The sequence below is a fragment of the Paenibacillus sp. FSL K6-1330 genome, from assembly GCF_037976825.1.
Classification (GTDB): domain Bacteria; phylum Bacillota; class Bacilli; order Paenibacillales; family Paenibacillaceae; genus Paenibacillus_AQ.
The window spans coordinates 5070452-5091972 of record NZ_CP150269.1 but is presented as its reverse complement, the minus strand read 5'-3'; the positions used below and the strand labels follow the sequence as shown (position 1 = coordinate 5091972).

Annotated in this window: 30 protein-coding genes; 27 read left to right on the top strand and 3 right to left on the bottom strand. The window is 47.0% G+C overall.

All coding sequences use genetic code 11. From position 1 onward, the window contains the following. Positions 1–15: 15 nt before the first annotated feature. The 13 genes from NYE54_RS23115 (at position 16) to NYE54_RS23055 (ending at position 8438) form a co-directional block, all read left to right on the top strand. Complete coding sequence (locus NYE54_RS23115) at positions 16–459, top strand: DinB family protein (protein WP_215163126.1); 444 nt, start codon at positions 16–18, stop codon at positions 457–459. A gap of 49 nt (positions 460–508) precedes the next feature. Beyond that, entirely contained in the window at positions 509–847 is a 339-nt protein-coding gene (locus NYE54_RS23110) for a YrdB family protein (protein WP_339266458.1), read from the top strand. Positions 848–889: 42 nt separating this feature from the next. After that, positions 890–1471: a histidine phosphatase family protein gene (locus tag NYE54_RS23105; RefSeq protein WP_339266456.1), complete on the top strand. Its 582-nt coding sequence runs from the start codon at positions 890–892 to the stop codon at positions 1469–1471. Between the two features lie 230 nt (positions 1472–1701). Next, entirely contained in the window at positions 1702–2622 is a 921-nt protein-coding gene (locus tag NYE54_RS23100; RefSeq protein WP_339266454.1) for a gfo/Idh/MocA family oxidoreductase, read from the top strand. Positions 2623–2800: 178 nt separating this feature from the next. After that, complete coding sequence (locus tag NYE54_RS23095; RefSeq protein WP_339266452.1) at positions 2801–3277, top strand: NUDIX domain-containing protein; 477 nt, start codon at positions 2801–2803, stop codon at positions 3275–3277. Between the two features lie 23 nt (positions 3278–3300). Beyond that, positions 3301–3714 (top strand): VanZ family protein, encoded by a 414-nt coding sequence (locus tag NYE54_RS23090; protein ID WP_339266450.1) that lies wholly within the window; start codon positions 3301–3303, stop codon positions 3712–3714. Between the two features lie 263 nt (positions 3715–3977). Continuing rightward, positions 3978–4589, top strand: a complete 612-nt coding sequence (yqeK, locus tag NYE54_RS23085) for a bis(5'-nucleosyl)-tetraphosphatase (symmetrical) YqeK (RefSeq protein ID WP_339266448.1) — start codon at positions 3978–3980, stop codon at positions 4587–4589. A 57-nt stretch (positions 4590–4646) separates the two neighbouring features. Further along, the gene (locus tag NYE54_RS23080) at positions 4647–4934 is read left to right on the top strand and encodes a hypothetical protein (protein WP_339266446.1); all 288 of its coding nucleotides are present in this window, start codon (positions 4647–4649) and stop codon (positions 4932–4934) included. Between the two features lie 36 nt (positions 4935–4970). Then, positions 4971–5375 carry an RDD family protein gene (locus NYE54_RS23075; protein ID WP_339266444.1) on the top strand — a complete coding sequence of 135 codons (405 nt, stop codon included), beginning with the start codon at positions 4971–4973 and terminating at the stop codon, positions 5373–5375. A 24-nt stretch (positions 5376–5399) separates the two neighbouring features. Continuing rightward, positions 5400–5957, top strand: a complete 558-nt coding sequence (locus NYE54_RS23070; protein WP_339266442.1) for a hypothetical protein — start codon at positions 5400–5402, stop codon at positions 5955–5957. Between the two features lie 35 nt (positions 5958–5992). Continuing rightward, a complete protein-coding gene (locus NYE54_RS23065) occupies positions 5993–6625 on the top strand; it encodes an HAD-IA family hydrolase (RefSeq protein ID WP_339266440.1) in 633 nt (210 codons plus the stop codon). 22 nt (positions 6626–6647) lie between these two features. Continuing rightward, positions 6648–7094 (top strand): NUDIX domain-containing protein, encoded by a 447-nt coding sequence (locus NYE54_RS23060; protein ID WP_339266438.1) that lies wholly within the window; start codon positions 6648–6650, stop codon positions 7092–7094. Between the two features lie 462 nt (positions 7095–7556). Then, positions 7557–8438 carry a Cof-type HAD-IIB family hydrolase gene (locus tag NYE54_RS23055; RefSeq protein WP_339273617.1) on the top strand — a complete coding sequence of 294 codons (882 nt, stop codon included), beginning with the start codon at positions 7557–7559 and terminating at the stop codon, positions 8436–8438. A gap of 18 nt (positions 8439–8456) precedes the next feature. On the opposite strand, the gene NYE54_RS23050 is transcribed toward NYE54_RS23055, so the two are convergent. Further along, complete coding sequence (locus tag NYE54_RS23050; RefSeq protein ID WP_339266437.1) at positions 8457–9323, bottom strand: LysR family transcriptional regulator; 867 nt, start codon at positions 9321–9323, stop codon at positions 8457–8459. A gap of 145 nt (positions 9324–9468) precedes the next feature. Here NYE54_RS23050 and NYE54_RS23045 point away from each other — a divergent pair, with 145 nt between their 5' ends. The 13 genes from NYE54_RS23045 to NYE54_RS22985 all read left to right on the top strand — a co-directional run bounded on the left by NYE54_RS23045 (position 9469) and on the right by NYE54_RS22985 (position 19538). After that, entirely contained in the window at positions 9469–9816 is a 348-nt protein-coding gene (locus NYE54_RS23045; RefSeq protein ID WP_339266435.1) for an SMR family transporter, read from the top strand. Beyond that, complete coding sequence (locus tag NYE54_RS23040; RefSeq protein ID WP_215163136.1) at positions 9816–10130, top strand: multidrug efflux SMR transporter; 315 nt, start codon at positions 9816–9818, stop codon at positions 10128–10130. The genes NYE54_RS23045 and NYE54_RS23040 overlap by 1 nt, the downstream gene beginning before the upstream one ends. Positions 10131–10271: 141 nt before the next feature. Continuing rightward, on the top strand, positions 10272–11966 hold the full coding sequence (locus NYE54_RS23035) for a M3 family oligoendopeptidase (protein WP_339266432.1): 1695 nt from the start codon (positions 10272–10274) through the stop codon (positions 11964–11966). A 140-nt stretch (positions 11967–12106) separates the two neighbouring features. Further along, on the top strand, positions 12107–12988 hold the full coding sequence (locus NYE54_RS23030) for a GNAT family N-acetyltransferase (RefSeq protein ID WP_339266430.1): 882 nt from the start codon (positions 12107–12109) through the stop codon (positions 12986–12988). 40 nt (positions 12989–13028) lie between these two features. Beyond that, the gene (locus tag NYE54_RS23025; protein WP_339266429.1) at positions 13029–13574 is read left to right on the top strand and encodes an NUDIX hydrolase; all 546 of its coding nucleotides are present in this window, start codon (positions 13029–13031) and stop codon (positions 13572–13574) included. Positions 13575–13622: 48 nt separating this feature from the next. Continuing rightward, entirely contained in the window at positions 13623–14255 is a 633-nt protein-coding gene (locus NYE54_RS23020; protein ID WP_076325142.1) for a histidine phosphatase family protein, read from the top strand. Positions 14256–14482: 227 nt separating this feature from the next. Further along, positions 14483–15544 (top strand): dienelactone hydrolase family protein, encoded by a 1062-nt coding sequence (locus tag NYE54_RS23015; RefSeq protein ID WP_339266427.1) that lies wholly within the window; start codon positions 14483–14485, stop codon positions 15542–15544. A 3-nt stretch (positions 15545–15547) separates the two neighbouring features. After that, entirely contained in the window at positions 15548–16558 is a 1011-nt protein-coding gene (locus NYE54_RS23010) for a phosphotransferase (RefSeq protein ID WP_339266425.1), read from the top strand. A gap of 41 nt (positions 16559–16599) precedes the next feature. Further along, a complete protein-coding gene (locus NYE54_RS23005; protein ID WP_076325139.1) occupies positions 16600–16812 on the top strand; it encodes a hypothetical protein in 213 nt (70 codons plus the stop codon). A gap of 13 nt (positions 16813–16825) precedes the next feature. Continuing rightward, positions 16826–17524, top strand: coding sequence for a Type 1 glutamine amidotransferase-like domain-containing protein (locus NYE54_RS23000; RefSeq protein ID WP_339266423.1), 699 nt, complete (start codon positions 16826–16828; stop codon positions 17522–17524). 383 nt (positions 17525–17907) lie between these two features. Continuing rightward, entirely contained in the window at positions 17908–18261 is a 354-nt protein-coding gene (locus NYE54_RS22995) for a DUF952 domain-containing protein (protein WP_339266421.1), read from the top strand. Between the two features lie 41 nt (positions 18262–18302). Continuing rightward, positions 18303–18590: an antibiotic biosynthesis monooxygenase gene (locus tag NYE54_RS22990; protein ID WP_076325137.1), complete on the top strand. Its 288-nt coding sequence runs from the start codon at positions 18303–18305 to the stop codon at positions 18588–18590. Positions 18591–18620: 30 nt separating this feature from the next. Then, positions 18621–19538 (top strand): aminoglycoside phosphotransferase family protein, encoded by a 918-nt coding sequence (locus NYE54_RS22985; protein WP_339266419.1) that lies wholly within the window; start codon positions 18621–18623, stop codon positions 19536–19538. A gap of 28 nt (positions 19539–19566) precedes the next feature. Here the strand turns inward: NYE54_RS22985 and NYE54_RS22980 are convergent, their stop codons facing one another. Both NYE54_RS22980 and clpP read right to left on the bottom strand, forming a co-directional pair. Then, entirely contained in the window at positions 19567–19779 is a 213-nt protein-coding gene (locus NYE54_RS22980) for a hypothetical protein (RefSeq protein ID WP_076325135.1), read from the bottom strand. A gap of 70 nt (positions 19780–19849) precedes the next feature. Beyond that, positions 19850–20431 carry an ATP-dependent Clp endopeptidase proteolytic subunit ClpP gene (gene clpP / locus NYE54_RS22975; RefSeq protein WP_036664303.1) on the bottom strand — a complete coding sequence of 194 codons (582 nt, stop codon included), beginning with the start codon at positions 20429–20431 and terminating at the stop codon, positions 19850–19852. Positions 20432–20609: 178 nt separating this feature from the next. On the opposite strand from clpP, the gene NYE54_RS22970 reads away from it, so the two are divergent. After that, on the top strand, positions 20610–21344 hold the full coding sequence (locus NYE54_RS22970) for an RNA polymerase sigma factor (protein WP_339266415.1): 735 nt from the start codon (positions 20610–20612) through the stop codon (positions 21342–21344). The last annotated feature ends 177 nt before the right edge of the window (positions 21345–21521 follow it).

Genomic DNA, 21521 nt, shown 5'->3' with positions numbered 1-21521 from the left:
TAGGAGGAATAGCGTATGGAGTCAATCATGAAGCTGGAAGCATTGATTACCGAAATGACAGAGATTGTAACGGCGACTAACGAGGTGGAGTTCAATCTGAAGCTTGCGCCCGATAAATGGTCCAAGAAGGAGATCCTGGGTCACCTTTGCGATTCAGCGGTAAATAACCATATCCGGTTTGTAAAAATTTTGCTGTCCGATTATCCGATTGCCATTCAGGGGTACGCGCAGAACGATTGGGTTCGAGTGAACAATTACCAGGATCAATATGATCAATCGGAAGTGTTGTCACTGTGGCAGCAGATGAACCGGATGATTCTGCGTGTCATGCAAAAAGCCGATTCGTCTGATTTCCAGAAAAAATGCGTGCTGCCTGATAAAACGGAGGTCACACTGGAGTGGTTATTTAACGATTATGTCGATCATATGATCCATCACCTGGAGCAAATCGAGCTGTGATTACAGCATTGACATTTGGTATACAACAGGAAACGAAAGGTGCTCCAATATGTTCAAAGTTTTGAATCTTGCGATTCGATTTATTCTGGAATTGATTCTATTGTTTTCGATAGGTTACTGGGGCTTCCATTTTGGTTCCGGGCTCGTGGCACAGTTCGTACTCGGTATTGGGCTTCCGCTGCTTGCAGCCGTCATCTGGGGCATGACCATCTCTCCAAAAGCAAGGATCAAGCTGCCGCTTGCCGTGGTGCTGCTCATCGAATTTCTTATATTTGCAACCGCGGTGGCATGCCAGGTATCCTCGGGCTTAATAACGTTTGCCATTGTGTTTGCATTTGTGGCTCTGGTGAACCGCCTCATCGTGATAAAATGGAGAATGCAGCCGTAGAGCGTATAGTGCAGATTTACATGGAGATGTACCTAGTGGGAGGTGGATGATACGGCTACCATCGGCCTTATTAGACACGGAATAACGGATTGGAATGTTCAGAATAGGGCTCAGGGACGGAGCGATATTCCTCTTAATGCTGAGGGGAGGCAACAGGCTCAACGAATCGCTGAGCGCTTAAAGAAAGAGTCTTGGGAGATCATCATCTCAAGTCCCTTGATCCGTGCCAGAGCTACTGCGCGGATCATTGCTGAAAAGATCTCTGTGCTTGATATCATGGAAGATCAACGGATTTGCGAGATCGATTGCGGTCATATTGAAGGAACTACAGAGGAAGAGAGACTGGTGTCTTGGGGGCACTCCTGGCGAGAACTGGATTTAGGTATGGAACGTTATGAGGATGTTGCTGAGCGAGGAACTCAGTTTTTGGAGGAAGTAATGCAAACCTATGGGAATAAGAATATTCTCGTCGTGAGTCATGGTGCCGTCATTGGATTATCCCTGCAAAAACTGCTACCCCAGCGTTTTACAACAACCTATATGAATAATGCCTCCTTAACTCTTCTAACCAAGTCCAACGGTGAATGGAATTGCCCCTTATTCAACTGCACGGAGCATTTATAAATCCTCTAAAAAGGCTGCCTACGTCTGATAATCAGATGGAGGCGGTCTTTTTGCATTGGATTCAGGTTTAATTTAAAAGACGAATTAAAGTCACGTCCTTTAGTCGTTCAGGGTGATATGATGATTGTAAGAAAAGCCTATGTTCCGGCTGCTGATATCTCTCAGTAACGTAGCGAATGGAAATGCCAGTGTGATCATCTAAAATCCTGCAGGTAAAGGAGAATGAACTTATGACTTTGAAGATCGGTATGATTGGTTTGGATACATCGCATGTCTCCATTTTCTCGAAAATGCTGCATGACAAGGCACATCTCTATTACGTTCCAGGCGCAAGGGTTACAGCGGCATTTCCCGGAGGATCACCGGACTTCGAGCTTAGTATAAACCGGGTGGACGGGTATACCAAGGAACTTGTTGCGTGGGGAACCGAAATATTGGATTCTCCGGGAGACGTGGCCAAACAGGTCGATGCCGTCATGCTCGAAGCGGTCGACGGAAGGTCGCATCTGTCCTTGTTTCGCGCGATTGCTCCTCATTGCCAAATGGTATTTATTGATAAGCCGTTTGCGGTGAGCAGTAAGGACGCAATAGAAATTGCCGAACTGGCGGAGCAGTTTCAGGTTACCGTTATGAGCAGCTCGTCACTTCGATATGCGCAAGGGCTTCAGGATGAACTGGCTCGCGGCGGTGTAGATGATATCATTGGCGTGGACTGCGCCGGACCGCTTCCCCTTCAACCGACACAGCCGGGATTTTTCTGGTATGGAATCCACGCGGCGGAGATGCTTTACCGCGTTCTCGGACCTGGATGCGTAAGCGTACATGTCGCCGCGACGGAGTTGCATGAGGTATTAACAGCGGTTTGGAATGATGGGAGAATCGGGACGATTCGGGGCAATCGCGCAGGTAATGATCGCTTTGGGATGACCATTCATCGCACGGAGGCTAGCAGTTTTGTAGACATTATGGCGCATCCGAAACCCTATTATGCGAGTCTGCTGGAACAGGTCATGAAGATGTTCTCGACAGGTGTCTCGGATGTTCCTTTATCTGAGACGCTGGAGATCATTCGTTTTCTGGAGGCTGCAAATGTCTCTCGCGAGACGGGAGAAACCGTGAGACTGGATGATAACGATCGAACAGGAAGTTAAAAGAATTAACGATATGTGTTAATGGATGGAGGTTATCTGGGAGGTTGCTGCGATCACCCGATAGCCTTTTTGACCTGCAATTATACACAATATTCCCATTTTGACTTCGTTAATTGTATGATAGACAGATCAAGAAAATTCAGCAGCTATTCATTAGCCGTGTGGAGAGGTGGTTTTTATGACGTATCATATTCGGGTGAGACCGACAGCATTGGTTTTTCAAAATGAGCATGTGTTATTGGTCGAGTATGTAGATGAGAACGGAATGCATTACAATTTGCCTGGAGGCGGGGCCGAGCCAGGAGAGTCGATTATAGAGGGCGCTTTGAGAGAATTGTACGAGGAAACCACGCTGGAAGCAGAGGCTGGACCTGTCGCATTTGTGTACGACAATGCTCCTCATAAGCAGCCAGGAAATAACATAACGGACATTCACACGCTATACATCGTGTTTGAATGTTATCCACATGAAGGATCATCCCCGAAACTTCCGGCTGCGCCAGATCCGAATCAAACCGATGTGAAATGGATTCCGCTCGAGCAGCTGGACGACATTATTTTGTATCCGAATATTAAGAAGCACATTAAACAGTATGCACAGGAATGCAGAAATATTGAAATAATCGAAGATTACGTATTGGATAAATATGTTTGAATTCATTTTCACAGGAGACCTCAATGAAATCGCATTATAAAATGATCGCCTTGATCTTCCTCATTGGATACACCATGTTGCTAACTTACTGGATGATCTGGGGATTCGGGAGGACCACACAATCGGAATTCAGTTATAATCTGGTGCCATTTTCGACGATGGCAAGTTATTTCCCCATTCGCAGCTTGGCTTCATTGATCAATATCGTTGGGAATATCGCTGTGTTTGTGCCTTTCGGGGTGTTGATTCCAGTTGTATTTCGAATTCGATACGTTAAGATGTTGGGTTTCTTTTTAGTCGGGTTATTCGTGCTCGAAATGGCACAGCTGATCTCCCGGCGGGGAAGCCTGGATGTGGACGATTTTATTTTGAACTCGGTAGGTGTTACGATTGGTTATGGTTTGCTTGGGGTCATTATGAAATCGAGGAGCAGATAACTGTAACCGCATATTTCGATCATACATAAAATAGTGTATAACAGGCAGCAGAATGGCTTAACTACGATGTAGGAAAGTCATTCTGTTTTTTTATTTGTGGCTGATTTAGTTGTGTGAAAGTTACATTCTCTACTTGAGCTGGATGACGGTGGGATGGGGAAATGTGGGAAAAACTATTGTTCGATCAGGAACCGAAGCTTACAATGATATGAGGGAATGGAAAATGTTGTGTGGAAAGGTGTGTGTCTAGGATGAGGGATTCCGTGTTTAGTAAGTTGACTCATGACATAGAGTTTACATATAACCTAAGGGATGATGTAGAAGCTTTTCTCATCAAGCATGGAGAGCAGGAAACGTTTGAGCATATCATGGATGTAGTTCGAGAGGCGTTAGCCATCGCACCGTTATTTGATGTAAACCCAGATGCAGCCCGGCAGGCGGCGCTGCTGCATGATATCAGCAATGCTATTTCGGTAAGTGAAATGAAGGAGGCCGCGGAAGAATGGTCTCTACCCATTATGGAAGAGGAACACCGATATATCAGGATCATTCATCAGAAGCTTTCCATGGAAATGGCTCAGCGTATCTTCGGCTGCACTTCTCCGGACATATTGAACGCTATTGAATGCCATACAACGTTAAAAGCCGGGGCAAGCCAATTGGATAAGGTATTATTCGTTGCGGATAAGATCTCTTGGGAACTTGAAGGCGATCACACCTATCAAGCGGACATGCGCACTAGACTGGACGAACTGGATTTAGACGGAGCGGCGCTTGTGTATTTGGACCATGTATGGAATCAACGTGACAAAATGAAATTGGTGCATCCGTGGTTAATCGCAGCCAGAAGTGAGCTAATTAGCCAAAGAGTATAATCATTTGCCGCTGCTTGGTTGATAAAGTAACTGATAATAGGAAGGACTAGATACCCTATGAACAATAAAGCGATGGGCATTATTTTCATCTGTATTTCGGCTTTTTTGTACGGTATCCGGTATTTAACGGCAGCAATTGCGGGGATATACAGTCCTAGGATGTTTGAGGATTTGTTATCAGAATTTGGAAAAGGACCATTGATATTCAGCATCATCAGTTTGATTATTGGTATCTTATGCTTCATCGTCCCCATCATTCGTAAATGGCTAGAGGATGACCTGAACAAGATCAAGAGTAACTGGGAGGAGTTTGATCAGACAGACAGCGCCGATAGGAGTCCATAATTGAATGCTATCTTGATTTTTTAAGGAGGTATATTGATGGACGAAAACCAAGTGGCCGGTTTTTGGATCCGGCTAGGCGCCAATCTCCTGGATGGAATCATCGTGAGCCTTCCGTTATGGTTCATTGCAGGTTTGATCACTGGGAATTTTGAGAATGAGCCGATCAATAATTTGATTTATGGTCTGTATGCCATTTTGGTGCCCGTGTATTGGAATGGTTATACCATCGGCAAGCGTTTATGCGGAATTCGCATACGCAAATTCGATTTTCTTGAGCCGCCGGGCATAGGAACGATGCTGCTCCGCAACCTCGTAGCGGGAATTGTGTATACGCTAACGTTTGGAATTGGTCTCATCATGAGTATCTTTATGGTTGCGATGCGCGAGGATAAGCGTTCCCTTCACGATTTTATCGCCGGTACGGAAGTTGTGTATGATTAGGAGATGAAGGGGTGTGTGCATTTTTTGCGACTACGCATCAACAGACGGCTGACGTTCACCATGATTGTTATGATGATATTGATTTCAGGCTGCTATGAGCAGAGAGCAGACGATTTCTACGATGCGGGGCGTGTAACGGAAGAAGAAAGGGAAATCCGCGAGACAGACTATATTCAAGTTCCATATGAGCAGCTTCTATATACCAAAACCGCCTCGGAATTTACTTGGCAGTCCCGTTCGGTAGAGCATCTTGATCCGGATATTCAACAGCTTTATGATGACAGCATAAATAGGGCTCCCGGCGGGTGGGTGCTTAAGGAAACGAGTCAGGAAATTTATATGTTGATTAGCGGAGGACAGCTTCCGTCGGCAAAAGGTTTTCGGATCGCATCCATGAAGATGACCAGCGAACAGATAGGGGATCCAAAAAATCATCTATATATCACTTTAGCTTCACAAGCAGATGATGGGACGGAGGATTACCCTGGCCAGGCAAGCGTCACATCATTGATCCGAATACCCAAATCAGGCTTACCTGCTAGGGCCGCAATTCAAGGCGTTTCCATGACTGGAGTTGATTAGATATCGGGTTCACGATAAAAGGGATTATTTTTGATATGGATAATACGCTACTGTATTCCAGCATTGATTTTGGCGCGATGAAGAGGGACATCTACGCCTTTCTATGCCATCACAGAATCTTGCCCCAAGGTCTGTCTATGGACACCCATACCACCTCAACCATTATTGCTGAAGCCATGAATACAGGGCTGCTGTCGGAAGATCTTCGTCAGGCGATGTGGAATATTGCCAAAGAACATGAGATGAGAGGGATGATGGGTGCAGAACTAGAAGCGGGCGCAAGCGAGCTTGTTCAGCACTTGCATGGGCAGATGCATCTGGCCATTGTGACGAATAATGCGGTGGAAGCAGCGATGGCCGCATTGGAAGAGAACCGGATTGCGCAATATTTTGATCTCATTATTGGCAGAGAAGCCATGGGCTTGTTAAAGCCGGCACCCGATGGTTATTTGGAGGTACTGAAGCATTTCCCTCATACATCACCGAAGGAATGGTTGTCTGTCGGAGATGCCTGGGTGGATGGCAAGGCCTCCGAGAGCGCCGGAATTCCATTTATCGCCTATCGCGGGAACATTGCGAGAATGAACAGCATGGGTGTTTTTCCGCTTGCCGAGATTCAGCATATAGAAGAAGTTATAGATTATCTTCAGCCGCGTATCACTAAATAAATCTCGGAGGTGCCATCCCCCTATGCTGAGTTTTATAACGGAGATTCCAGAGGGGAAACAGATTGGCAGTGTACACTGTGTTCCCGTGCTTGATAATGGTGATGTGATCATGGTTTGGGATCGTTATGAGAAGGTGCTCACAACTATAGGAGGGCGGCTGGAACCGGGTGAGTCGATTATGGATGGCTTGACCCGTGAAGCCTTGGAGGAAGCAGGAATCGAAATCAGCGATGAGCGGACCCTGTTCGCGGCATGGCATTGGAAGGAATTCGACGCATATCGGTTATTTTATCTGGTAGGCGTGAAGCGTTTCGTGGAGAGACCGGAAGGTTATGAAACAACCGGATACGTCAGGATGAATTTTGATACGGCTATCGAAATGATAAAGGCGATTGAAGGCCGCGAGGAACGGATTGAGGTCATTCGTAGAGCCGGTATTCTATCAGGTATGTTGGCTGAGGTTACATGATGAGAGGATATTTGTCCCATGTGTCTCTGACTTTATTTGTCTGCATCACCCTGTTCACACTGTACAGTTTCATGTTTCCGCCTGAGGCAGGCAGTCCCTTGCAGGGACTGTCGTATGCGTCGATTCTTCTGTTGTCACCCGTGGGGATTCTGTTAGCAATCATTAGCAGATATCGAGGTAAACTCACGATAATCCATATTACAGCAATGGTAGGCCATTCCGTGTTACTGCTATTTCTGTTTCTATATATGACACTGGGATACCTGATTTTCGGTGTATAGGATACCGAGGGACAAGTTATGCCATATTGATGACTCTATAGAATTCCTTTACCCTCTCCAACTTAGAAGTTGTATAATCATGGAAGATGTCTAAATCATAATAAAGGCCCAGTCTTAGAAAGAGCTACTCTATGGCTGGGTTTTGTCACATACTGGACGGCGAAGGAGGCATTGCTTCATGATGAAGAAAAGAGCGTATATTACCGACCTGGATGGAACGCTTCTACGATCAGATCAGACACTCTCACCCTATACTAGGGATGTTATCGCGAATGCGCTGGAGCAGGACGTGGTCGTCACGTTTGCCACTGCCCGCGGCTATATTAGCGCTCAAAGCGTCGTCTCGGATATCTCCTGGAAGTACCCGCTGATTCTATATAACGGCGCTTTGATATATGACGGGGTGAATCAAACTGTAATCGATGGTTCCTGGCTTGAACGGGAGATCTCGAATGAGATTATCGACGTGGGGAGGAAGTTTGGTATTACTCCTTACTATTTTTCATTGGATGTGGATCATCGTGAGCGTGTTTTGCATGAGGCGCTGCGGAGAGAGGGAGAGAAGGCTTTTTATCATAGTCGGCCCCATGATCCGCGATTTATGGAAGTGAAGACCCTGAACTGTCCGCCGGATTACCGGACGCTAGCTCTTACATACATTGGACTTTTTGAGGAATTGGAGCCGATACGGTGCAAGGTCATGGAATTATTCGGTGATGTGATTCATGCACATATGATGCCGGATTACTATATCCATAACCATTTTTTCCTGGAATTCAGTCATGCCAAAGCGAACAAACGTGACGGACTTCAATTATGGTCTTCACAAATGGGTATTGATCTGGAGAGCACGGTGGTCTTCGGCGACCATATCAATGATGTGGGGCTATTTGAAGCCGGAGGCACCCGGATCGCGGTGCGAAACGCGCATGAAAGGATACGGCAGCTGGCTGACCATATTATCGACTCGAATGAGCTTGATGGCGTCGCCTATTATATCCAGCAACAGATGGAACTGTCGGGTGAGCATACCATTATATCCACTCTGGGAGGACAATTATGACGTTGAGAACGTCACAGCTCATAAACCTTCTGTCTTATCGAAATTAACTTTAACCAGCTCGGTAAAAGCGGAAAATGCCTTGTTCCTGAACCGGTCGTTGCGCCGGATCAGGCTTGTCGAGGTATGCCGGAAGGCTTCCGGGATCGAGAAGCTGCCCATATTCGCAAATTCTCCGCTCAAGACGGAGGTGGGGAGCAGCGTAGCGGCAAGACCTGATTGTACGATGCCTAATTGGGTCTCTAACGATGAGACTTCGATCATATTGGTTAGCGGAATTCCTTCGCTTAACAGCCATCTTTCGAGAATACTTCGAAATGGGCATCCTGCTGGAGCAACGGCCCATTTGGTCACCGCCAGGTCGGGAAAGGGCTGTTCCTTCGATTTGGTCAGCAGCTTGACCTCGTCCTCTTCTACATAATCGGCAACCAGCTTCGGCGGAATGTTTCCTGTCACAAATGCACCGTCCAGCTGGTAGTTTAATACTTGTTCAATCAGCTCCGAAGAGCTGCCGGTCAAGAGCGATAGCGTGACGTCCGGGTACCTGGTTTGATAGTCCGACAAGGATTTAATGAAATGTCCGCAATGCACCGTATCCACGACGCCAATGGTTAAAGAACCGCTTGGATAAGGCGTTTCCTGTACAGCCCGCACCGCTTCTTCCGACAGATTGAGAATGGTACACGCATAGTCCCGGAACATGCGTCCTTTTTCCGTCAAAGTCACTCCATTGGAGTGTCTGTTGAATAAGGGAACCCCCAGTTCATTCTCGAGCTTTTTGACCCGGGCCGTAACATTGGACTGCACATACCCAAGTTGCTCCGCAGCGCGGGTAATATTCCCTTCATCGGCAATCCTTAGAAAAACCTTCAGATCGGTAAGCTCCATCTAAACCTTCCTCTCTCCTTCAGGCATCACTAAAAATGATGACATCATTATTATTTATCATTATACGGTATGCCATTTTTAGATTACAATCACAACTACATCATAAATATTTTCATGCAAATATAGAGTGGAAGGATGTTGGAGGATGAAAAAGGCATGGTGGCTCTTATTATTGGCGGGGGCACTGGAGGTTGTATGGGTATCCGGTTTGAAGCATTCCGATACCTGGTGGCAGTGGATCATTACCATCGCTTCGATTATATTCAGCTTTAAAGTTTTTCTGGACTCTGCGGCTAAACTTCCCATCGGTACGGTCTATGTGATTTTCACAGGACTTGGGACAGCCGGTACGGTGCTGGTGGAGATCGTCGTGTTTGGCGAGCAGGCGAATCCCATCAAGCTGCTACTGATTGGCATGTTGGCTGCAGGGGTGTTGGGACTCAAACAGGTCACGAAGGATACGGATAACCAGGCGAAGGAGAGTGGTGCGTAATGGAATGGATCGCTCTGATCGCCGCAGGGTTATGTGAAGTGTTGGGAGTGATCGCCTTAAGAAGGGTGAGCCTGACTCGCAGCTTGGGCTCCTACATCTTTTTAGCGTGTTCGCTTGGTTCGAGTTTCCTGCTGCTGACGTACGCGATGGCCTTTATTTCCATGGGCACCGCTTATGCGATTTGGACGGGAATGGGGACGGCCGGCAGCACCCTGCTTGGGATGTTTGCGTTCGGTGAACCGAAGGAAGCGCGTCGGGTTTTCTTCATTGCTTTAATCCTGGCTTCAGCGATTGGTCTTAAGATCATCACGTAACCAATCGGGGCGTGTAGAATTTCATAGACCTGTGAAGGATATTGTGATTAGCATATAGAATTTAGATATAGTTTGGTGTTTTGAATCCATGCGATCAGACGCCAGGATGCATTTTTACATGGGAAAGGACAGGTGTATCTTATGAAATTCAGCGAATATCGCTATGAACGCCCCGACGTAAAAGCTTTTGAGCAAAAGTTTAAAGAGCAACTTAACGCCTTCACCTCCGCCAGTACGTATGAGGAGCAGGACCAGGCGATGACCCAAATTAACAAACTCCGCAGTGAGATGGATACTCTGAGTCAACTGGTGTATATCCGGCATTCGATTGATACGAACGATGAGTTCTATAAGGCAGAGCAGGATTTCTTTGACGAGAATGGACCCGTCATCCAGGAATACATAACGGATTATTATCGGGCCCTCGTGGATTCGAAATTCAGAGCCGAGCTTGAGAACAAATGGGGGCGGCAGCTGTTCCAGCTGGCAGAGCTCTCCCTCAAAACATTCAGTCCTGAGATCATTGAGGATTTGCAACAGGAGAATAAACTGACGACGGAATATTCGAAGCTGATCGCTTCTGCCAAAATTCAGTTCGAAGGTGAAGAGCGTACCTTGTCGCAATTGATTCCTTTCCAGCAATCGACGGACCGCAATATGCGTAAACGTGCTATGGAGGCGTCCAGCGGCTTCATGGCTGAGAACGAAGCAAACTTCGACCGTATCTATGATGATCTGGTTAAGGTGAGAACCAAGATTGCCAAGAAGCTAGGCTTTAACAACTATGTAGAGCTTGGTTATGCCCGCATGGCCCGTACGGATTATAACGCGGAGATGGTTGCTAATTTCCGCAACCAGGTGCTGGAGCATATCGTTCCCGTTGCAACCAAGCTGAAAGAACGTCAGCAGAAACGAATCGATGTGGACCAACTGCTGTACTACGATGAGAACTTCTCATTCAAATCGGGGAATGCAACACCGAAGGGTGACCCGGATTGGATCGTCAACCATGGTGCAAAGATGTATGAAGAATTGTCTCCGGAAACTCACGAGTTCTTTACCTTCATGCAGGAGAACGGCCTCATGGATCTGGTTGCCAAAAAAGGTAAGCAGAGCGGTGGATACTGTACCTATATTAGCGAGTACGGCGCACCGTTTATTTTCTCCAATTTTAACGGGACTTCCGGCGATATTGATGTGCTGACGCACGAAGCCGGTCATGCGTTCCAAGTGTATGAGAGCAGAGGTTTCGAGGTGCCGGAGTATGGGTTCCCAACCTATGAGGCGTGTGAAATTCATTCCATGAGCATGGAATTCTTCACATGGCCGTGGATGGACCGCTTCTTCGAAGATGAGGCGGATAAATACCGCTTCGACCATCTCGCAAGCGGACTTATCTTCATTCCTTACGGGGTTACGGTTGATGAATTCCAGCATTTTGTTTATGAAAATCCGGATGCAACGCCGGCCGAACGGAAACAGGCATGGCGCGAGATTGAGCGGAAATATCTGCCGCACCGGAACTATGATGATAATGCATATCTGGAGCAAGGCGGTTTCTGGCATAAACAAGGTCATATCTTTAATTCGCCGTTCTATTATATCGACTATACGCTGGCTCAAATCTGTGCATTCCAGTTCTGGAAGAAGATGCATGAGGATCAATCCGCTGCATGGGCAGATTATCTGCACCTGTGCCGCCAAGGCGGAAGCAAGTCGTTCACCGAATTGGTGAAGGTGGCAGGGTTGATCTCCCCATTCGAGGATGGCTGTGTCACTTCCGTCATTGGCAGCATCGAAGCTTGGCTGGACAGCGTAGACGATGCAGCTCTTTAAATCGTAAATAAGCATGGCTAAGACATGCAGGGTAACACGATGAGTACTTTACTCAGGTGTTTTTCCTGCATGTTTTTAATAGAGAGCATCTCTAAATATGCCTTACTCACTCGTGGCTCATGGATTAGGAGGATTTGAATATGATTACCTACAAACCGCTAAGCGAGCTTCCGATTCGGGAAGTATCGGAGCTCTGGAATCACTCATTTGAAGGATACATGGTTAACGCCTCGATGCCGCTGGACCGTTTCATTGCCCGTATCGGAAACGATGGTCTGTGCATGGAGAGATCACTCGCTTGTTACATGGATGGCGTACCGGCCGGTATCGTCATGAATAGCTTTCGGGAGGAAGATGGCCTTAAGATTGCACGTAACGGCGGGACGGCGATAGCCCCCGATTTCCGGGGGAAAGGAATCGGCAAGAACATGATGGAGAAAAACGCCGAGCTCTACGTAGAACAAGGCGTCCGTCGTGCCTATTTAGAGGCGATCAGCACGAATGCTGCAGCGATCCGTCTCTACGAAAGCGTTGGGTATGAAATCATCGACCGGCTTCTCATCATGACGAATGAACAGTCCATCGAGCAGCAGTGTGCGCAGGATGCGTCTTCAAGGTATACGCTGGTCAGAGGCCTAGCCGCGGAGACTGCCTCCGTAGACTTCTATCGATCCGGTGAAGTCTGGCAGACAGACGCTTCCAGTATCAAGGACGGCGAATGCGTTATTGTATATGAAGGGGAAGAACAGGTAGGCTTTGGTTTGTTTAAGCGGGTGTTCGATGCCAAAGGTCGTTTGACAGCAATTACGCTGTTTCGCTGTGAGGCCGCTCCAGGACACCCCGATGCAGAAGCTGTGATGAAGACGGCGGTACTGGAGATGGTACAACCCGGTTATGCCTGCAAGCGATCCGCATTCAACATCCGGGATTCGCATCAGGAACTGGTAAACGTGCTGCAGGAGCTTGGATTTACGAGCTCGATAGAGCAGGTGCTTATGGTTCATGAATACAGCACTCCATAGGTTGAATGATTATTTGTAAAGCTCGAAAGGAATTGTGTTCATGAGAAAAAACACGGATTTAAGCCTGTACCCGGCTCTCTCGAATGATATCCATTGGGGCGTAGTGCGAGCCAGGTTTGCCTTTGGCGAAGAAATCGAAGAATCGAAAGTCAGCAATGTCACCATTCTTCCATTTGACGGGGATCGCTGCATTATTTTTCAGGTAGAGGACGGAAGCTGGGAGCTCCCTGGAGGAACCCTGGAACCCGGAGAGTCCTATATGGATGGACTTAGACGGGAAGTTAAAGAGGAGCTGGGTGCTGAGCTCGAGTCATATCGGATCTTCGGCCAGTTTCGTTGTGAATCCAGCTGCAAGACTCCCTATCGGCCGCATATTCCCCATCCTCATTTTGTCCGATTGGTAGGTTACGGAGATGTACGCATCGTTGGAGAGCCGCTAAATCCCGAAGATGGCGAGCAGGTCATCGCGGTAGAGGCGGTTGATTTGGAGGAAGCTGTTAAGCGATTTGAAGAGACGGGCAGGCAGGATATTGCTGATCTGTACAAGCTGGCTTATGCCGTACGTCAAGCAGACCGTTCGATTTAACAAACGACGAACCATGATTAACATACTAAGGTAGGGAGGGAACAATTAATGAAAGAAACAACCACGATCTACCTCGTGAGACATGGACAGACGGAGTGGAATGTGCAACACCGATTTCAAGGACATCTGGATTCGCCGCTGACGAAGCTAGGCATTCAGCAAGCGGAATGGCTCGGCGAAGCCTTGCAGCATGACCCTATCGACCTCATTTACTCGAGTACCAGTAACAGAGCATTCCATACAGCTGAGATTATTAGAGGGAACCGAGATGTGTCGGTTACGGCTTGCGATGAATTCAAAGAAATTAATTTGGGCGTATGGGAAGGACAGATACAGGAACGGATCGGCGAATTATATCCTCAGCAGTTGGATCATTTCTGGAATCATCCGGAGCTGTTCGGCGTCCCGGGCAGCGAGACTTTTCATGAGGTCAGAGAACGAGCGGTGAACAAGCTTGTCGATATTGCCGCATCGAATCCAGGCGCCAGCATTTTGCTGGTCACGCATACCGTGGTGGTCAAGCTGTTAATGGCTTATTTTGAAGGGAGAAGCATGGACCGGCTGTGGGATCTGCCATATATCCACCCGACATGCCTGAGCAAGATTGAACTGACGGATGAGGTGCCTTCCATCATCCTGCATGGGGATGTCAGTCATTATAGGGAAGAACAGGGTGTGTAAGGATCGTTCGCTGGCTCGCCGACATTGGATGAAGGAGCTGTGTCATGACTCTTTATCAATTTATTCATCGGATTGCCAGCTGCTGGAGTAATCCGGGTCGGCCTTAGATCCACTTATGTAAGTAGCACAGATGAATCATATGTTCCTTCTGGCCTTGATAATATTCGCAACGTTAATAACTGCCTTATTCTGGAGTGAAGTGAATGAACATAGGAAGGTTTGTACATGTGTTTTACGATCGCTCAAGGGGGGATTTTGACTCTAGCGATATGGGTAGGAGTATCATAATTAGTCTATTTTATCCGGCAGAGACTAATGCAGAGAGTCCCACGGTCTCATCGTACGCTCGATTGTTTGATCCCTGTGCTGAAATGGCACTCGCTAGTCTCAAAGAGATGGGTGCGGATGAGGAGCATATTAAATCGATAGAGATTCCGGTGGTGAATCAAGCCGAGCCCATGTATACAGCTGAGAAACGCCCGGTTATTCTCTATGTTCCTGCCTTTGGGATTGTAAGAGATATGTACATGTTTCAAATCGAAAATTTAGTCAAGCAGGGATTTATCGTGGTAACGATTGGAGCGACTGACGAATCCATGTTTTCTATTTATCCTGATGGTCGCTTTATCAGACAAGCGGAAAAGATGTCATCCATCGAAAGTACTGATACTGTTCTGTGGGACGAGCTGTTGCAGGCAAGAGTGGAGGATATTTTGTATACGGCTGCTCATTTGCAAGAGCTGGAGTCTTGTTTTTCATCCCCATTGATGGACATGGAACGGATCGGTCTGGTTGGACATTCCTTGGGCGGGGCAGCTGTATTTGAAGCCGTGAAGAGAAAAGCCGATTTCAGGGCAGCGATTTTGCTGGATCCCAGCTTTCATCTTCTCCATCTGCAGGATAGAGCTGATATCGCAACTCCGTTTTTGGTGATGCGGCAAGAAAAATGTACCCATAAGGAACTCCAACCCCAATTTTCAGAAGCGATCTTGAATCCATTTGTCAATGGGTATGAAGGGTTGTATTATTATTTGTCTGGGTATATGTCCTGTTTAAAGGTAGAGGGCGCCAATCACATGACCTTCAGTGATGTTCCCCTACTGTTTAAAGAGGGTGAAGTATCGCAGGTTCAAAGGACCATTAGTCTATACGTGACAGCATTCCTTCGTGAGTATGTGTCGAAAAAGTTACACGAATATCAGGGGGGATTGCTGAGTGAGACCATGAATCAGGATGGGGTTTATAAGATTGATCATAAGGGGAACGCGTTGGAAAAAAATGAGGTGTAGACATTGGAACACTTATTTCTGGAGCTGTTGCAGCATTATGTTCATGGACCTGTGCATTCGATCGAGACCGTGCCTTTCGGCATGACGAATGACTCCCGAATTGTCGTAATGAACCAAGGGAAATACGTTGCAAGAATATACAATCGTCATACGAAGAATGAAGAGAGATTGCGGTTCGAGGTTCAATTAACAGCTTATCTGGAGCGTTGTTCCTTATCGTTTGATGTTCCAGGTTTCGTTTCCTGTAAGGATGATGCGAAGTACGTGGTTCTGTCGGACGGTTCCTTGGGCTCCCTGACGCGGTTTATCGAAGGAGAGATCCCTGATCTATCCAGAACTTCCGATGTGCTTAGTTATGGGCGGACAGTTGGGGAAATATCATATGCCCTTCAGCAATTCGAATTGAATTCCGTTGATGTGGTTTGTCCTGAGATTGCGTTCCATGAAGTTTACAACCTTCATTCTCTAGCCAATCAGACGAACATTTATGAGTTTTTGACATGTCTTCCTTTTGAGATTGATGCCGAACAGATAGCTGTTTTGCAAGGATACTATGAATCTGGGTTGAACCATGCAGCCGAACTGAATGTACTGCCTAAGCAAATGGTCCATCATGATATTTTAGTTTTTAATCTCTTGATCGATCCCCAGTCCAGGGAGATGAGCGGTGTATTGGATTTTGATTTTGCGGCTATGGACTTACGGATATGGGAACTATCCATCTGTTTGAACCATCTTCTTCAGCAAGAGGACCAGACCCTGACGAAGGTCGAGTTATTTTTAGATGAATATCGAAAATATATGAGGTTAACCCGAGCAGAGATCCAGTGGATTCCCTATATCATGGAGTTATATTATGTTTCATTATTAAGCATCTATATCGGACAGCATTTGGCCGGAAGGAACATCGCCTCCTATTTTCACCTGATGTTGAAGCAACTTCTGATCAGAAGTGAATGGATGGAACGGAACCAACGTGAGTTTGTTGAATTGTTGTATTCGAGATGTTTATGAATAATGCTCACCCAAACAACTTCTAGGATGTGAACAATGCTGTGAGATTACCTTATAAAATAGGATATGCCGTTACATTGGTATGGCTGGTTTGGATTGTGTACGGGTATGTGAATTACGATGTTATGGCAGACCGGGGTCAGCTCTCCATCGTCCTGCTGAGCGCTGTGATTGGCATTATCCTGCTTCCGATTTATTTTATATCCGTGCTGCTGTTCTATGTTTACAAACGAGGTCCGAAAAAGAAGAAATAAGGGGGGCGTTATCTTGAGGGATCGATATCTATATTTGCTTGGAGGACATTCCTTTCAAACAGAGACCAATAGACAATTTGTAGAGCAAGCGGGCGGCTCCAACGCTAGAATCGTTTTATGCATCATGAACAGACCGGGCTGGGAGGAGTATGTTCCCCTGTTTCAGCAGATGTGGACAGAATCAGGTGCCCAGGATATGCAGGTGATCGTTCCTGATGAGGATGGGATCCTGGACATGGAACAGGCCGAACAGGTGTTGTCACAGGCCACGGGGATATTTATTGGCGGGGGCAACACGGAGAAATACCATCACTATTACGCGACCGGTCGTTTTAAAGATCTGCTGATCAACTGTTATGAGAACGGTGTTCCCATTGCGGGGAATTCGGCAGGTGCCTTGATTCTTCCGGAGATCTGCCTCATATCGCCGCTGGATAATGAACAGAGCGTAATGCTGTTTAAGCAAGGGGTAGGGTTACTTTCGAATGTATTGATCAGCGTTCACTATACGGAGTGGAGCGACCAGTCCAATCTGCTGGAGGGTATGAGAACTAAGAAGGTGAAGCGCGGGATCGGCATTGATGAGCAGGCATGTGCCGCTTTTATCAATGGGCAGCTGGCGTATGCTTTGGGCGAATCCGTCCATGAAGTAATCTTCGAGGATTTTGACCCGGATCAATATGCGATTGTGAAGGGGCAGTCCCATAAGTAGGTTTACTCACTTGGCTGACGATTCGTCAGATTAAAAAATGTGTCAAATGAGGAAATAGCGGTGCTCAGGATGTTATCCTTGCACCGCTATTTCTTGCTCTTCGGTCCGTTGCTGCTTGCTTGACGAAGATTATGGGCAAACGAAAGCCATCTGACCTCTAGACTCACTTTCGTCAGTCCTCAATCAGAAATCAAGAAACGGTTTCTTTTCGTATGTCTAACGTATGTTTTCGCACACGGAGCGTCTTCTAACAGCAAGAAGGGGCCCCCGCAAGATCTCGCTAATGAGAAGGATGCTTTCATGAAAACAATAAGAAAAGAATGGTTTTTTTATCTCAAATGTGTCAAGATATACGGAAAATAAGCGACTGGGGGAACGGGCGAATGATCTATCATATCATTTCTAAGCAAGCCTGGACGGTAGCACAAAAGAATAGATTGTACGAGCCGCCGAGCTTACAGACGGACCGATTTATCCACTGCTCCACAGAGGAGCAGGTCAGCGGAGTAGCCAATATGTTCTATACAGGTAGGACGGATCTATTGGTGCTGGGTATTCAAGAAGATCAGGTGGATGCGGAGATTGTATATGAGGACTTATATAAGATGAACCAGTTGTACCCGCATATATATGGAGGGCTGAACCTGAACGCCGTCCAGAAGGTGTATCGTCTTGAGCCGGATGAAGAAGGGTTATTCACGTTTCAGGCTTCTACCGAGCTTGAATATAGAGGATAAAGTGTTATGAATATTAGCTGAGATACCAAGGAGGGAAAACAATGATACTCGAAGTGGCCATGCTGCAGGTGAGACCAGGACTAACGGCAGATTTTGAACGGAATTTCCAAGTCGCCTCAGGGATCATCTCCAAGATGGAGGGATATATCCATCATGAGTTGAAGCGATGCCTGGAGGATCAACACAAGTACGTTCTAATGGTGAAATGGGAGACGTTGGAGGATCACACGATAGGTTTTAGGGGATCCGCCGAATATCAGGAATGGAAAAACCTGCTGCATCACTTTTACGATCCATTCCCTGTCGTTGAACATTTTGAAGATGTATAAATAAAGCAACCGTTAAGGCAGGTGTTTGAGATGAGCCTGGAAGATCTTATAACGGAGGTTTACAGCAGTCCGCCGCTAAAGATCGAACGCATGTCATTTGGCCATACCAATCAGGTATATAGTGTGACATTATCAGACGAACAAATCATTCTCCGAACCAATCGCAAGCCCAGCGTCCTGAAGCATACAGCGGCCAATATTGCGATTCTCTCTTCATTAGGCTTGCCGGTACCGAGAGTGATCCGAACGGATGTATCCTTGGAAAAGGTCCCCTTTGCTTATATGATACTGGAGCACTTTCCCGGACGGGACCTCCGATATGAGCTTGAGGGAATGACACATGAACAATTGGCTGAACTTGCCGTACGAATCATTTCATACCAGCGAAGAGTGTCAGAGCTTCCCAGGGGCACCGGATTCGGTTGGGTTCCGATCGGGGAGCAGGGGCCTTTTTCATCCTGGACACAGATCATTGATCGTGATATCCGCAATCACATAGATAACATTATCGATGATGTTACTCCGGAAACCATTGTCCTATTGCAAAAAATGAAGCACCGTTACATGCCTTATTTCGACCAAGTGGAGCCAATCTGTTTCCTTGATGATCTTACGATCAAGAATGTGATTGTATCTGAAGGCAAGCTTCAGGGTATCGTTGATTTCGACTGGGTTTGCTACGGGGATCCGCTGTACATGGTCGCCCTCACCCAGACGGCGGTGGTCTCCGATATTGGAGATCAGGGAATGCCCTACGTGGAGGCGTTATGCAGACAGTGGGGGGCGAACGAAGAGCAGCGGGCGCTGATTGATTTCTACTCCGTTATTCATGCCCTGCAATTTATCGGCTTTCATCAGAGGGAGCAGAACGATGTCTGCAAACAGCGAATGGTCTCATTCATATTAGACAAAATAAACAGCGATACAAACAAGAACCGCGTGAGCTAAGTTAGCCCATGCGGTTCTTGTTATCCGATCAGGCAGTCGGCGTGAATCCGACCTTCGGTTTGTCTCGTTCCTTGGTATTCACCGAAACGTAACGAATGGCGGTTAAAGGTACATACAGCATCTCGTATTCATCCTTATACCGGATGAATTGTTCGCCTACTTCCTCAAGCGTGCCACTTCGCACATAACTTCCATCCGTAAAATAAATGCTCACTTCCTGATTCAGCAAACTTTTCAGCATATACAGTCCACTCCTTGTGAATAAAATAAAGTATCGGGGCTAGCGGTGTTGGACATGATTTCGAATAGCGTTACAGTTTCGTGACGATATCGTCAATGATCCCGTATTCCTTAGCTTCTTCTGCCGACATAAAATAATCCCGCTCCATATCTTTTTCGACGCGTTCGACCGATTGACCTGTCCGCTCGGATATAATGTGCGCCAGCTTCTCGCGGGTTTTCAAGATGCGTTTAGCCGTAATGGCAATATCGGTGGCCTGCCCCTGTACACCACCCAGCGGCTGATGGATCATGATCTCGCTGTTCGGCAGCGCAAGACGTTTGCCTTTGGCCCCGGCCAGCAGGAGAATCGCGCCGTAAGAAGCGGCGAAGCCCGTGCAGATGGTGTTGACTTGAGGTTTGATAATTTGCATGGTATCGTAAATGCCAAAGCCCGCAGAAACAGAGCCACCCGGACTATTGATGTACATGTGGATGTCCTTTTCAGGATCCTCAGCCGCCAGAAACAGCAGCTGTGCAATAATACTGTTAGCGATGGCGTCATCGATGGCTGCACCCACAAACACGATCCGATCCTTCAGCAATCTGGAATAAATATCGTAAGATCGTTCGCCCCGGTTGGTTTGTTCAACAACATAAGGAACAATATTCATGGTTTCATCCTCCATATTCGTTAGGTTTTCTGGTTTCAGCAAGTAAACGAAGAGGCAGCCGCAAAAGATACGGAGAAACCACAAAATAAAATTTTCGACCATCAAAGTAACGAAAAGATAACTTCGTTCGTTTACCTATAAGATATCTTACCGAGATGAGGAAAGGAGTTGGCTTCCGATGACGATATATCGACCGAGCGTCTCCCCTCCGGCTGATCTGAGTCTGGAGGAATTGAATGCGACCCTGCACAGATATTGTCTGTCCCTTACAAACTCCTCATGGGATTCCGATGATCTGGTGCAGGACACTTGGATCAAGGCACTGGAGCATATGAAGCAGCGGAGCCATGTCAATCCTGAAGCGCTGCTGCTTCGGATTGCCAAGAATACATGGATTGATCGGGTCCGCCGGGATCAGACCTATAGACGAATTCTGGATGAGAAGCTGGAACATGTTTTGCCTATGGAAGAAACGTCGAACGAGAACAGCAAACTGAACATCGAGTTCGCTTTTCAATGGCTGCTGGAACACTTGTCGCCCCTGCAGCGAACAGTGCTGCTGCTTCGTGAAGTGTATGAATATTCGGTTTCGGAAACCGCAATGAAACTGAAAACAACGGAGGGCGCGGTGAAAGCGGCCCTTCATCGTGCCCACAAAGTGCTGCAATCGCTGGATCCAGAGGAAGAGGAACTTGCATTGGCTATGCCGGAAGAGGAGGAGATGACCCTGAATCTTCGGGCATTGGCAGAGGCATACCAATCCGGGGATGTTGAAGCGGTCGTTAGACTTATTCAATGGAATAGCAGTGAAGCATCAGCCATCGGTTGCATGGTTCCGATGCAGGTTCAAACCCCGAGCGCAAGTTATATGATGTACGGCGGATATTCGTCCGATATGAGAATGGCCGCGTAAAGCGAAGATTCAAGCCGGCTGATCATACACTTTATCTTGGAAGGCCGGAGCAGAAGTTGCTCAGGCCTTTTTTTGATGCAGATTAACAATCTTGAGCATGAAAAAAACGGGTATGGATATCCGTTCATCATATCGTCATCCAGTGCTTCCGGTTGTATACTATAACCAAGTAGAATT